9 protein-coding genes are annotated in these 14,453 nt (G+C 43.2%); 5 read left to right on the top strand and 4 right to left on the bottom strand.

What is annotated here, in order from left to right:
- Positions 1-1,941, bottom strand: coding sequence for a YgiQ family radical SAM protein (locus tag N7U62_RS22295; RefSeq protein WP_264140458.1), 1,941 nt, complete (start codon positions 1,939-1,941; stop codon positions 1-3).
- 362 nt (positions 1,942-2,303) lie between these two features.
- Entirely contained in the window at positions 2,304-3,356 is a 1,053-nt protein-coding gene (locus N7U62_RS22290; RefSeq protein ID WP_264140331.1) for a LacI family DNA-binding transcriptional regulator, read from the bottom strand.
- Between the two features lie 260 nt (positions 3,357-3,616).
- On the opposite strand from N7U62_RS22290, the gene N7U62_RS22285 reads away from it, so the two are divergent.
- The 5 genes from N7U62_RS22285 (at position 3,617) to N7U62_RS22265 (ending at position 11,674) form a co-directional block, all read left to right on the top strand.
- A complete protein-coding gene (locus N7U62_RS22285; protein ID WP_264140330.1) occupies positions 3,617-4,663 on the top strand; it encodes a sugar kinase in 1,047 nt (348 codons plus the stop codon).
- A 96-nt stretch (positions 4,664-4,759) separates the two neighbouring features.
- On the top strand, positions 4,760-5,977 hold the full coding sequence (locus tag N7U62_RS22280) for a 6-phosphofructokinase (RefSeq protein ID WP_264140329.1): 1,218 nt from the start codon (positions 4,760-4,762) through the stop codon (positions 5,975-5,977).
- 4 nt (positions 5,978-5,981) lie between these two features.
- Complete coding sequence (locus N7U62_RS22275; protein WP_264140328.1) at positions 5,982-6,653, top strand: bifunctional 4-hydroxy-2-oxoglutarate aldolase/2-dehydro-3-deoxy-phosphogluconate aldolase; 672 nt, start codon at positions 5,982-5,984, stop codon at positions 6,651-6,653.
- Positions 6,654-6,886: 233 nt separating this feature from the next.
- Positions 6,887-8,908: a DUF7151 family protein gene (locus N7U62_RS22270; RefSeq protein WP_264140327.1), complete on the top strand. Its 2,022-nt coding sequence runs from the start codon at positions 6,887-6,889 to the stop codon at positions 8,906-8,908.
- Positions 8,909-9,091: 183 nt separating this feature from the next.
- Positions 9,092-11,674: a DUF7151 family protein gene (locus N7U62_RS22265; protein ID WP_264140326.1), complete on the top strand. Its 2,583-nt coding sequence runs from the start codon at positions 9,092-9,094 to the stop codon at positions 11,672-11,674.
- A 95-nt stretch (positions 11,675-11,769) separates the two neighbouring features.
- Here N7U62_RS22265 and N7U62_RS22260 read toward each other — a convergent pair whose 3' ends face one another.
- Both N7U62_RS22260 and N7U62_RS22255 read right to left on the bottom strand, forming a co-directional pair.
- On the bottom strand, positions 11,770-12,807 hold the full coding sequence (locus tag N7U62_RS22260; protein ID WP_318840746.1) for a UDP-glucose--hexose-1-phosphate uridylyltransferase: 1,038 nt from the start codon (positions 12,805-12,807) through the stop codon (positions 11,770-11,772).
- Between the two features lie 22 nt (positions 12,808-12,829).
- The gene (locus tag N7U62_RS22255) at positions 12,830-14,443 is read right to left on the bottom strand and encodes a sodium/sugar symporter (RefSeq protein ID WP_264140325.1); all 1,614 of its coding nucleotides are present in this window, start codon (positions 14,441-14,443) and stop codon (positions 12,830-12,832) included.
- Positions 14,444-14,453 lie beyond the last annotated feature (10 nt).

Below are 14,453 nucleotides of genomic sequence, written 5' to 3'. Positions count from 1 at the left end.
CTACTTCCTCCTCTTCTTACTGAAGTTTTTCTTTTTGTTAAAAGGCCTTTTACCCTTAACCTTTGATTTAGCGCTATCGGTGAAAGGCTGCTTTTCCAACACATCCTGCACGATTTGTCGACTCAAGAGCTTTTCGGCTAAATCTCTGCGGCCTTTGTTCACCAGTTTGTCTTTGATGCGCTGCTGGTACTCCTTCTTGTGCCAAAAGAAGAACATGTGCTGAGCCCGTTTTTCCTTCTCTGATTTAGGCACGTACATTTTGTCCATCGTATAGGGATGGTAGCCTGAGTAGTAGATCACAGTAGCCACCGTCATCGGTGTAGGCGTAAAATCCTGCACTTGCTCCAGCATGAAGCCCATATCCTTCGTCTCTGCTGCGAGATTCGCCATATCCTCCTCCTTGCAGCCCGGGTGACTGGAGATAAAGTATGGAATCAAAGGCTGATTCAGATTGTGCTTTTTGTTGTAGTGATCGTATTTCTTTTTAAAATCATGAAAGTGCTTGAAAGAAGGCTTTCGCATCACTCGTAGCGTTTCGTCTGCCGTGTGCTCTGGGGCTACTTTCAATCGACCCGAAATGTGTCGAGTCACCACCTGCTCCATGTATTCGTTGATGCTGTCGTTGGCATTTTTGTTATAGCCCTCCACTAACAAATCGTATCGAATGCCACTGCCTACAAAGGCCTTTTTGACCTTAGGGTGTTTGTCTACTTCCCTGTATAGTTCGGTCATAGAGGAATGATCCGTATCCAGATTACTACAAATCACCGGGTGAATACAAGAAGGACTGACACATCGGTCGCAAATTTCCTGAACCTTTCCTTTCAGACCATACATATTGGCAGATGGACCGCCAAGATCCGAAATGTATCCTTTGAAGCCTTCCATCTCCGTCACCTGATCCACTTCTTTCATGATCGACTCTTTGGATCTACTCGCAATGAACTTGCCCTGATGAGCAGAAATGGTACAGAAACTACAGCCACCAAAACAACCACGGTGCATGTTGACCGAGAACTTAATCATTTCATAGGCCGGAATCGCTCCACGTTTCTTGTATTTCGGGTGTGGCAATCGTGTATAGGGCAAATCAAATGACTGATCAATTTCTGTCTCTGTCATCGTGTAGTAAGGTGGGTTGATCACCACCGTATGATCGCCTGCTGCCTGAATGATGCGATCAGCTTTCAACTTGTTGGACTCCTGCTCTACGTGTTTGAAGTTCGCCGCATAGGATTTTTTATCTCTAAGGCATTTTTCATGGCTACTCAGAGCGATAGTCTTCCACTGACTGTCTGGTACAGGTTCGTGTCGAGGTGCCAGATAACTCGTTTGAGCGATATTGGTCAACTGATCAAATGGCGCCCCTTTACCCAACAATCTCAATAGTTCACGTAAAGGCTGCTCACCCATGCCATAGACCAACATGTCTGCCCCACTGTCCACAAGGATGGAAGGCATCAGCTGATCCGACCAATAGTCATAGTGCGTTACACGTCGCAGGCTGGCTTCTACCCCACCGATCACCACGGGTACGTCAGGGTAGAGTTCTTTCAGTATTTTGGTATAGGTAATGGTTGCATAGTCAGGCCTAAAACCCGCTTCGCCTCCAGGCGTATAGGCATCATTGGATCTCCTTCTTTTGTTGGCCGTATAGTGATTGACCATCGAGTCCATACAACCAGAAGTCACCCCAAAAAACATTTTGGGCTTCCCGAATTTTTTAAAATCTCTCAAATCATCCTGCCAGTTGGGCTGTGGGATGATGCCTACTTTGTAGCCTTCGCTTTCTATGATTCGCCCGATCACAGCACCACCAAAGGCCGGGTGATCCACATATGCATCTCCGGAAATAATGATTACATCGAGTTCGTCCCATCCTCGTTCTAGCACTTCTTTTCTGGTTATGGGCAACCAATCCGTAATGGGCCTATTTGAGATCATAAAGCAAAGGTAGCTAAGTAATGCGGGATCAAATGATCACAGGCTTAAATATTCACTTTGCGTAAGCCAGCAAACAATTCACATTAAAATCATGACCCTATGACTTTCAACACATTAAGAAAAATACCTACAAATGGATTTAAGCGATTCCTGTATTTCCTTAGTCTCTCAAAATGAGGAAATTTGAGTAAGAATTAAAACTTGATAAAAGATGAAAATGTTAAAAAGGTCAATTTTGTTTTATACTATTTTATTGAAGACATTACCAGTAATGCTCTACTTGATCTTAGTATAATCAGCTTGTAGTTTCGACTCTATGAGCCAACCTTTACCCTCTTTTTCCCAAAGAGACGGCCGATTTATTCGGCTTTTTTTGTACCTAACCCATCATAAGAGTTGGCGTATTTTAGGTTTTCTTTTGTGACTACCTCCAGTGGCATGAACTGGTATTGCTTCACCTCTGTATTCACAATCAGTTTTTTGTAGATCGCTTGTATACCTTGTTGGCCTTGCAACTTGGGGTTCTGATCCAAAATAAAGTCAACACGTCCTGAATCCAGCGCTTCTGCATTTTCTCTAATCAAATCATAGCCTACAATCCTGAATTGTTTGTCACCGGCCTTCAAAGCAAGGCGCTTCGCAATCTGATGCGCACGTGAGTTCGGAACAAAAACCAGCGCCGAATCCTTATCAAAGATCTCATCCGGATCAAACTCCTTCTTTACATTGACTTCTTTGATCAGATCGGTTTTCCATTTCTTCTCCTTATAAAAGGACTTAAAACCTTCTAACCTTTCATCAATGGTTTTGTTAAGACTGTCAAAGTCAGCATATTTCAAAACGAAAACCTCCGGCCCTTCCCATAAACCATAAGTCAATAGCTTAGCTGCCAAATAGCCACTTTGTACCGAATCCTGCCCTATGAATGCCAGAGGAGAAAGTCTTTCCAGATTAGAATCAACAAAAACAAAAGGGATTTTCAATTTGCCCAACTGACTACAAATGTCCGTTGCCTCCTCCTCCATCAGGGGAGCCAATATCACCGCATCGGGTTGGTCCTCTATCGCCATAGCTGCTTTGGATAGAAAGGAGCCCTGATTGCTACGATCGAAAGGAAAGAACTTCAACTGCAAACCCAAAGACTCATATTCCTCAGCAGCTTCCTGGATTCCGCTTTGCTGAGTCTGCCAGTACTCATTGTCGAGCGGAAGGATAACGGCTATCTTGTGAACTTGATTCAGCTTTAAGCTCCGAGCGAAGACATTAGTCGTATAGTTTCCTTCCTTGGCTATCCGCAGTACTTCCTTCTTGGTAGCCTCTGCTACTTCTCCTCTGTTGTGGAGTACTCGATCTACCGTTCCTACAGATACACCCGCCCTTTTGGCGATTTCCTTGATGGTAATTCTTTTCATGAATTTATTTTTTGCAAGCAAGCCCTTGAGGCAGTTGCAAGTTTTGTCATTCTACCGAGTATTTCGGCAATAAATATCAGGCAGCGCCTGTTTCATTGGGCCAAAGATGAAAAAAAATGTCGAATATATTTGGAAGGCAGTACTTTAATATTACATTTGTACTCGTTCGTGTTCGTACACGCAACAATCACCCTTCACTGAAGGGCTTTTTTAGCAAAAACACCGTGAACGTACACGGGATTCGACAAAATAGAGAGATTATGAAAAAAGTAGTAACATTCGGAGAGATCATGCTCCGTTTAGCTCCCCAGGGTTTTTTAAGATTTTCACAGGCCAATTCATTCGACGTAGTTTACGGTGGTGGTGAATCCAACGTGGCAGTTTCATTGGCCAACTACGGTGTTCCTGTAGATTTCGTAACCCGTCTACCAAAAAACGATATCGGAGAGTGTGCGCTAATGGAAATGCGCAAAAGAGGTGTAAACACTGAAAACATTATCTTCGGTGGCGACAGACTAGGTATTTATTTTCTAGAAACCGGTGCTGTGAGCCGAGGTAGCAAAGTAGTATATGACCGTGCACACTCAGCCATGTCTGAGATCAAAGCTGGCATGGTAGATTGGAAGAAAGTGTTTGAAGGAGCGGGATGGTTCCACTGGACTGGGATCACTCCTGCTATTTCGCAAGGAGCTGCAGACGCTTGTCTGGAAGCAGTAAAAGTAGCAAGCGAAATGGGTATTACCATTTCTACTGACCTCAACTACAGAGCAAAACTTTGGAAATACTGTGACGATGCGAAGCGTGAAGAAATCATGACTGAGCTAACTGCCTACTGCGACGTAGTATTAGGAAATGAAGAAGATGCAGAAATGCACTTTGGAATTAAGCCAGAAGGCATCTCAGTACAAACTGAAGGACATAATGTGAAGGCTGAAGCTTTCTTATCAGTATGTCAGCAAATGATGGAGAAATTCCCTAAAGCGAAAAAAGTAATCACTACGTTGAGAGGGTCTATCTCTGCCTCGCACAACACATGGGCTGGAGTATTGTACGACGGTACTAAGATGTACGAAACTCGTCAGTACCAAATCACTGATATCGTAGACCGTGTAGGGGGTGGTGATTCATTCATGGGTGGATTGATCTACGGATTGTTGAAATACCCTGAGGATGACCAAAATGCATTGGATTTTGCTGTGGCCGCTTCTTGCTTGAAGCACACGATCAAAGGAGATGCGAACCTGGTAACAGTCTCTGAAGTAGAAAAACTAATGGGCGGCGATGCTTCTGGTAGAGTAGCCCGATAAACAATATCTCCTAGATGGGGGCTGGTGTTTGATTGCGAAGTACCCTGGTACAAAAATCCAGCCCCCCATTTTTTCCCTCACCCTCACTAAACCCTCATGACAAAAAAATCTGTAGCGATCATATGCGGTGGCGGTCCTGCTCCTGGCATCAATACAGTCGTCAGTACAGTAGCCAAATTATTTTTGAACGATGGCTATGAAGTATTAGGCGTCCACGAAGGATACAAAGGCCTTTTTTCACCCGATCCAAAAGTCATATCATTCGACTTTAGGTATGCGGATCGAATTTTCAGCAGAGGTGGTTCCTCCATCCTGATGAGTAGGCACAAACCAAAAGATCACGAGTTCAACAGTGATTTTTTCATAAAAAACAACGTAAAACTGCTGGTAACCATAGGCGGAGATGATACTGCCAGCACAGCCAATAGGATAGCCAAATTCCTAAAAAAGGAAAACCTGCCTATCTCTAATATTCACGTTCCGAAGACCATAGACAATGATCTACCGCTTCCGGATCGCAATCCTACCTTTGGTTTCCACTCCGCCAAGGACGAAGGTGTCAAAATCGGAAATACGATCTACGAAGATGCGATCACCAGCAACAACTGGTTCATTATGTCTGCTATGGGAAGATCTGCAGGGCATTTGGCATTTGGAATTGCCTCTGCCTGTCATTTCCCTATGTTGATCATCCCAGAGATGTTCAACAAAACCAAAGTCACCTTGAGTAAGGTGGTAGATCTCATTATTTCTTCTATGCTCAAAAGGAAGATTCTCGGGATCGACTATGGAGTAGCACTGGTCAGCGAAGGTGTCTTTCATATCATCGAAGAAGAGGAACTGAAAAACTCGGGCATCCTTTTCACCTACGACGACCATGGACACCCGGAATTGGGCAATGTCAGTAAGTCCAATATTTTCAATGTTTTAGTTCAGGAGCAGCTCAAAGAACTGAATATCAACATCAAAAGTCGTCCAATTGAATTGGGATACGAACTGAGATGCTGCCGACCAATTGGCTATGACCTCACCCTGTGCACGTTGCTGGCAAGTGGTGTAAAGAAACTGTTCGACGAAGGAGTTACAGGATGTATCGTCACCACTAACTCACGTGGGGACATCACACCGATGTACCTTTCAGAATTTGAAAACAGCGATGGAGTGATTCCTCCCCGACTTGTGGATATAGATGCTGAAATTTCTAAATTGAGCTTTAAGAATCTACATTTCATCGTTGAAAGTGATTATAAAAAATTGGGTCAGCTAATCCCTGATCCAGATAGATTTGATTTTAACAAAATATTAAATTGGTAATAAGATGGCAAGATTTACACGAATAGAGGTAGCATTAAAAATGAAGGAAACCGGAGTAGTTCCTGTTTTCTACCACAAAGATCTAGAGGTATGCAAGGAAATTTTAAAAGCCTGCTATGCCGGAGGTGCAAGAGTATTCGAATTCACTAATAGAGGAGACTATGCACATGAAGTTTTTGGTGAGCTGAACAAATTTGCAGCTAAAGAAACTCCTGAAATGATTCTAGGTATTGGATCGGTCATCGATGCAGGTACCACTTCCCTTTACATCCAATTAGGGGCCAATTTTGTAGTTTCTCCAATTTTGAATGCGGACATGGCGAAAGTTTGCAACCGTAGAAAAATCGCCTGGTCTCCAGGATGTGGTTCGTTAACAGAAATCTCCTATGCGGAAGAGCTAGGTGCTGAGGTAGTTAAAATATTCCCTGGATCTCAAGTCGGTGGCCCTTCATTCGTAGCAGCTGTCAAAGGTCCTTTCTCCTGGTCTAGCATCATGCCGACAGGCGGTGTAGAGCCAACAGAAGAAAACATGAAAGGCTGGTTCGATGCTGGCGTTCACTGTGTTGGCATGGGATCTAAACTTTTCTTAAAAGATTCCAATGGCAATTTCGATTATGCTGGTATCGAAACTAAAGTCAAAGAGACTTTAGCAATCGCTAAAAAACTAAGAAAGTAATAGGTTAGTTGAGTATATTTCATAGAAGACCTGCTGCCCTTACAGGTCGCGTCTAAAGCCTCTCCTTTGTGAGAGGCTTTTTTGTTACGATGTTTTTTTCCTCTCTTTATACTTAATCATCTCCAATCCCGTTCTACAAACAACTTAACTATCAGTAAGATACAGATTGACTTTCTAATGAAAGACCTGTAAATTCATAATTAAAATCCAAAACCTGTAGAACCAAAACCACTATGAAATCCACCCAAAAATTGCCAGCTTTAGTTCTGGTTATCGCCTTATCTATTGCCTTATTCAGATGCATCGAAAGTGGCTCTGACCCTATACCAGGAGCAGACGGACTCAGTGCATTAATAGAAATGACCAGTGAGCCTTCAGGTGCTAATTGCACTTCGGGAGGAACGAAAATCACCATAGGACAGGACCTCGATGAAGATGGGGTCTTAGATGCCGGTGAAATTAAAGCGACCAGTTTCATTTGTAATGGCAGTGCCGACAATTTAATGGCCGTCACTTCGGAGCTTGTGCCTGACGAAAATTGCGAAACTGGAGGAGTACTTGTTGAAATCGGAGCTGATCTGGATGGAAGCGAAAGCCTGGAACCCGAAGAAATCCAAACCTCTTATTTCATTTGCAATGGTAGCACTGGCGCGAATAGCTTAATGACTGTCAGTCCGGAGGCAGCAGGAAGCAACTGCAGTGCAGGAGGCACTAAAGTAGAAGTCGGACTAGATGCTAATGCCAATGGAACTCTCGATGTAGAAGAAGTTTCATCGACCTCCTATATCTGTAATGGTGAAAATGGCTTATCAGGCACCAATTCCCTGGTAAGAGTAGACACAGAACCTGCTGGCACCAATTGTAGCACTGGAGGGTTAGCTGTATTTGTAGGATTAGACAGCGACAATGATGGTGTGCTTAGTGACACTGAAATAATAGGAGCTGCCAACTACATCTGCAACGGTAGCGATGGCAACAACGGGGCAAATGGCAATGATGGGAGAAGCCCAATCGTGGTGAGTGCACCATCCAGTAGCTGTTCTAATGGAGGCACCGAATTGATTTTTGGCTATGACGACAATGGCGATGGCAGTCTGAACGCCACTGACGATACCATCTTAGAAACCCTGTCTGTATGCGATGGAATTGACGGTATCAATACGCTAATTAGCACCAGCACCTCAGGAATCAATTGCGAAAACGGAGGCGTGAGGATTGAATTCGGTCCAGATACCAATGGAAACAATGTACTAGATACTGAAGAAATCACAGCCAATCAGGAAATATGTAACGGTATCGACGGATCCAACAGTCTTGTAAAACTCACAACACTAAGTGTAGGCAATTCAAATTGCTCAGGTGGTGGAGTGCGAGTCGAAGTGGGTATAGATGCTGACGGAGATGGTGTGTTAGACCTATCCGAAATCGACAACACTCAAACCTCGTATGTCTGCAATGGCAGCAGTGATGGTATTTATGAATTTTATTTCACCCAAGGAGTAGATGGGTACACTGGTGTGGTTGAATGCACGATGGACAATTATGCCGCAGAGTTGACTACTGATAGTTTGATTGCCGGTTATTTTCCTAGTGCAGTCATAGGAGTAGCCAGTGGGCGTACAAACGCTTTCGCACTGCCAACTAACGCCAGTAGTTTTTTACCCTTGCTCAGGTTTGAAGGATTGGAAAGTATCGCTTCAGAAATTAGCGGAAGCTACCACGTTGTAGAAGCTACTTTGTATGTGTATGGCTCCCTAGCCAGTACTTATTCAGGTAATCGACTTGCTGTCAGTCACTTGAACTACCCTGCCGACAATATTTTATTCGGAACTGACGCTACGGTGGCACAAAAAACTGCTACACCAACAATAACCACATGGATCAATGGAAATTTTTCTATCGATGATCAAGGCCCTACCTATGACATGTTCGATATGCTGCAACGTGGAACCTCTGACACTACATTTGTAGGCTATATACCCTTGGCGCTAGACCGGTCCAGTGTAGACCAATGGATCGCAGGGCAAAACCATGGTGTAGCACTTGCCTTAATTGATGACATAATTGAAGGAAGTGAAATTCTGTTTATAGAGAATTCGAATGTTGCAAATTTATACCATAGGCCTACTCTTTATATTAAAGTAAAAGAACTAGCCACTGCGGGAAGGAGCAATCCAAAACCTGAAGATGAATACAAAAACTGGTGGTCTACATTGAGCTACGAAGAAAAATTAGGGCCACTCAAAAGAAGATGATTTCAACAACGAAAAGACCAACAGAAATCAGTTGGTCTTTTCTTTTTTTCAATTCATTGATCGAAAAATCCCAGCATTGAACGACTAGAGTTCTTTGCTGATCGATTCAGATTGCTGATCTTGGGTCCTTTCAGTAGTTTTACAGCTTAACCGAAAAAACAATACTTAGTTAACGAACCTGTTATGAAAGTTTCACCCATAAGATCAACCGTAGCAATCTTACTTTCAATTGTTCTCTTTCTTTCCAATTGTATAGAAGAAGGATCAGATCCCATACCTGGAGACAATGGAATCAACTCCATAGTAGATGTAGTGAATGAAGCTGCTGGCGACAACTGTAGCAGCGGTGGGATAAAAGTTACCGTAGGCCATGACTTGAATGCCAATGGACAATTAGAAGCAGAAGAAATCCTATCTACCAGTTTTGTTTGTAATGGCAATAGTGGTTCCGGAGGCACTGCCAGCCCATTGTTGGTCAACACCACCGCAGAACTACCTGGCACCAATTGTAGCAATGGAGGAACATTGGTAGAAATTGGTACTGATATCAACAACAACGAAACCTTAGAAAGCACTGAAGTTCAAAGTTCCTATTTTGTATGTAACGGAACTGATGGTGCGGACGGAACCAATGGAACTGATGGCACAGACGGAACCAGCGGGACCGATGGAGTAGATGGTGCTGATGGAGTGACCAGCTTGGTAAGAGCTACTGCCGAAACTGCTGGGAGCAATTGTACCACCGGTGGAATGAAACTTGAAATCGGTCTAGACACAAACGGAGACGGCACACTCAATACTGAAGAAGTTCAATCTACCTTCTATATCTGTAATGGTGCAGATGGCACTAACGGAACCAATGGTACGGATGGCGTAGATGGATCAGATGGCCTTAAATCACTAGTAAGAGTAGAAACAGAGCCAGCAGGTACGAATTGTGCCAATGGCGGAATCGTAGTGAGAGTAGGTCTGGATTCAGATGGCAATGGAATATTGGAAGAAGGAGAATACATGGGTACTCCACAGTATATCTGTAATGGTGCAGATGGAAGTGGATCTGGCACCAACGGTACGGATGGAGCTGATGGCAAAAGCCCAATAGTGGTGAGTAATACAGATGTCACCACCTGTGCCAATGGCGGAACAGAATTGATTTTTGGATATGATGAAGATGGAGATGGCAGTCTGGTAGACGGTGTAGATACCATCTTAGAAACCGTAACCATATGTAATGGTGCTGATGGAACAAATGGTACCGATGGCACGAATGGAACAGATGGAACCAACGGAACTGATGGCACTAATGGCCTCAATACCATTATTCAAACTACAGCGGATCCAGCAGGCTGCTCTAATGGTGGAGTGCTATTCAACATAGGTCTGGATGATGATGGCAATAATGTGCTGGATGCTGGAGAAATCGATGCTACCCACACCATCTGTAATGGAATAGACGGAACAAATGGTACAGATGGAACAAATGGTACGAATGGACTCAATACATTAATCAAAGTAACTGCTCTGGGAAGAGGTGAATCATGCGCTAACGGAGGTATTCAAATCGAATCAGGTCTAGACACTAGTGGTGATGGAATCCTTGATGCTGGAGAAATCACAGCGACTCAAACGGTATGTCATGGAACCGATGGAGTAAATGGAACCAATGGATTAAACACCATCATAGAATCCACTAATATAGGAGTTGATTGTCCAAACGGTGGAGTGAGTCTATCCATGGGAGTGGACGATAATTCTAATGGAGTACTTGACGCTGGAGAAGAAGATGCCTCTGAAACCATCTGTAATGGAACCAATGGTAGCCTTGTAGATATAGCTACATTTTCTGGCTCTGCGAACGGCTGTCCCAATGGTGGATTAATCATTAGATCAGGTGTCGACGATAGCGGCGATGGAGTTTTGGACGCTGGCGAAGTAGACGACACACAATATGTCTGTAACGGCACCAATGGAACTAACGGAACGGATGGCACATCAGATGGGGTATATGAATTCTTCTATGCACAGGGATTGAATAGTTATGCAGCTGCTCTTGATTGCACAATAGATGAAGTAAATGTGGATGTAGCAAACGGAACTAGTGCTACACTTAGCGTATCTGCTAACAACCCAGAAGCTAGTATTGATAATGTAAATGCACTATTGAAGTTTGATCAAATCTCAAAATTGGCAGAGAAATTAACAGGCACCTACTATGTAATGGAAGCCACTTTATTTGTTACTTACTATCAGGATGATAAATCTGGGCATACCACAGATGGTTACCTTGGAGTAAAAGCACTTAAACCTGTGACTCCAGACATTACAGAAGGAGCAACCTGGAATACCATGAATGGTACAGATTCTTGGTTTGACATTGAATTAGGCTTCACAGCTAGTGATGCGGATGAATTTTCGGACGTTTACTCAACTGTCGAAATGGTTGGATCTGGAACCATCCCACTTCAACTCGATAGATCTAGAGTTGAAGAATGGATTAAAGGAAAAAATGAAGGCCTATGTCTTGAGATTTATAATAATAAAACATTAACCTCAAATCAAAAGACGGCAGTTTCACTTTACAGTTCTGACTACAAAGATGCAGACGCTACTACTGAATATGAGCTATACAAGCGCCCTACACTTTACATTAAAGTAATGGATCAAAATGCTGCAGGTCGTATGATGAAAGAATCTGAATCTGATTACAAAGCAAGATGGGCTAGTATGAGCTATGAAGAAAAAATGGCTCCATTGAAGAGAAGATAATCTCAAGACCAAGGAGGTTTAAAATCTCTTTGACTTAGACAAAACAAAAAAGCCCTTGAATCGAAAGGTTCAAGGGCTTTTTCTATTTCAGAATCTCACTGTTTCAAATAATGAACATCTGATAGTTCTCTTAATCGCTGTGCAGCCGACTCTGCCGTTATATCTCTTTGTGGATTGGCGAACATCTCATAGCCCACCATAAACTTCTTGACCGTAGCAGATCGAAGTAAGGGCGGATAAAAAGACATGTGCCAATGCCATTCAGGATGCTCACGGTTGTCATAAGGCGCCTGATGAATACCTGCCGAATAAGGGAATGAAGTCTCGAACAAATTGTCATACTTGATCGTCAGGTGCTGATAGGCCTCCGCAAAAGCTTGTTTCTCTGCGTCGTTCATCCCGGTGATATAAGCCATTCTCTTTTTAGGCAAAATCATAGCTTCGAATGGCCAAACTGCCCAATAAGGAATCAAAACCACCATATGCTCATTCTCGAAAAGAACACGCTCTTTCGATTCTAGTTCCTGTTTGATATAATCCTCTAGTAGATCACCGCCATGATCCAACCTATACTTTTCCTGCTGAAACTGCTTTTTCATCGGCTCTACAGGAATGGACTCTTGCGCCCATATTTGGCCATGTGGATGGGGATTAGAACACCCCATCACACTGCCTTTGTTTTCAAATATCTGAATGTGATTGACATAATCCATTTTGCCAATCTCCTCACATTGCTCAACCCAAAGGTCAATCACTTTAGCAATCGCATCTACGTCCATCTCTGGAATGGTCAAATCGTGTCTTGGTGAAAAGCAAATTACTTTGCAGATCCCACGCTCACTTTTCGACTTCAATAGACCATTGTTTTCTCCCCCCGAAGGAATATCTCCCTGTAAGGCAGCAAAGTCATTAGTGAAAACGAAAGTATCCTTATAATCAGGATTTATCTCGCCTCCCACTCTTTCATTGCCTGCACACAAATAGCAGTTAGGATCATGAGCAGGTCTCCTTTCCTGTTCCAATTTCTCTACCTGGCCCTGCCATGGTCTTTTGGACCTGTGTGGAGAAACTTGTACCCATTCTCCTGTCAGAGCATTCCATCGTCTGTGAGAGTGTTCCTTTGAATCAAACATGATAATTTATATTCTTATTATTTTACCAGAACAAGGCATATAATATGGCTGTCAGTAGACAGATCACAAATGCCGAAATATTAAAAGTAGGACTCGTCTTAAATAGATCCTTGGTAATCTCGATGCCCTTTGGATCTTCTTGCCCTTTACCCGTGACCTGGCTAATGATCGCAATCACAATCATGGTACCGATGGCTGTCAAACCCATTTGGTTCATGAAAGGCATACCAGGTACAAATTTCAATGCCACTGCAATTGGAATAGACAAGATTGCACCCCAGATCGCAGCTGAGTTGGTCGTTTTCTTCCAGAATAGTCCTAGTAGGAATACCGCTAAAATACCCGGACTCACGATTCCTGTATACTCCTGAATGAATTGGAAAGCCTGGTCAATTCCACCCAACAATGGGGCCATAATACAAGCCACTACCAAAGCTATACCTGCTGTCAGACGTCCTGTGCTTACCATTTGTTTTTCAGAAGCATTCTTGTTGATGTACTCCTTATAAATATCCATGGTAAAAATCGTCGAAGTAGAGTTAAGCATAGAGGCCAAAGATGATACTACTGCAGCAGTCAAGGCAGCAAATGCAATTCCTTTCAGTCCTGAAGGCAGCAATTGAAGCAGCCATGGATAAGCTTTATCAGCCTGTCCCACTCCTGGTAAGTTCATCTGACCCGCATCTCCGATTCTAGCCATCATTTCAGGGTCGTTGATGATAACATAGGCAGCAATACCAGGTACTACTACAATAAATGGAATGATCAACTTCAAAAAGGCCGCCAACGCAATACCTTTTTGTGATTCTTCCAGTGACTTAGCAGCCAGGGTTCTTTGAATGATGTACTGGTTGAATCCCCAATAATAAATATTGGCAACCCACATACCACCTATCAATACCCAAATACCCGGAAGGTTCATGTATTGGTCATTTGATTCTTCTAAGATCATATGGAAACGATCTGGCGCTGCATCAATTAAGTGTTTGAATCCAGCCATCATACCTGCTCCATCAGAGACTACATCTAGTGCCAGATACGTGGTAATCAACCCTCCCAAAACCAGGAAGATAACCTGAATCACATCAGTCCAGGCTACAGCTGACAATCCACCATAAAGGGAATAAGCAGCAGCAAAAAGTGCCAGTCCTATCACTCCATACATCATCGGGATACCCATGATGGTTTCAAGAGCCAAAGACCCGAGATACAATACAGAACTTAAATTCACGAATACATAGAGTGCAATCCAGAAGATCGCCAAAATCGTCTTCAGATTCGTACTGAATCGTTTCTCTACGAATTCAGGAATGGTATAAAGTCCTTTTTCGATGAAAATAGGGAGAAAGTACTTTCCTACAATCAAAAGGGTAATGGCAGCCATCCATTCGTATGAAGCAATCGCCAATCCCAGAGCAAAACCAGAACCAGACATACCGATAAATTGCTCGGCTGAAATATTGGCTGCAATCAACGATGCACCAATCGCCCACCAGGGCAGTGACTTACCCGCTAAAAAATAATCCTCTGCACTCTTTTCGTGCCCTTTTTTGTCTCGAGAGACAAACAATCCTACTCCTAAAATCACGGCACAATAAGCACCGAAAATAATAAAATCTAACGTTGAAAAATTCATGTTGTAAATA

It is taken from the genome of Reichenbachiella ulvae, assembly GCF_025833875.1.
Lineage (GTDB): Bacteria > Bacteroidota > Bacteroidia > Cytophagales > Cyclobacteriaceae > Reichenbachiella > Reichenbachiella ulvae.
The sequence above is the reverse complement of the archived record's forward strand: the minus strand, read 5'-3'. Positions and strand labels throughout refer to the sequence as shown.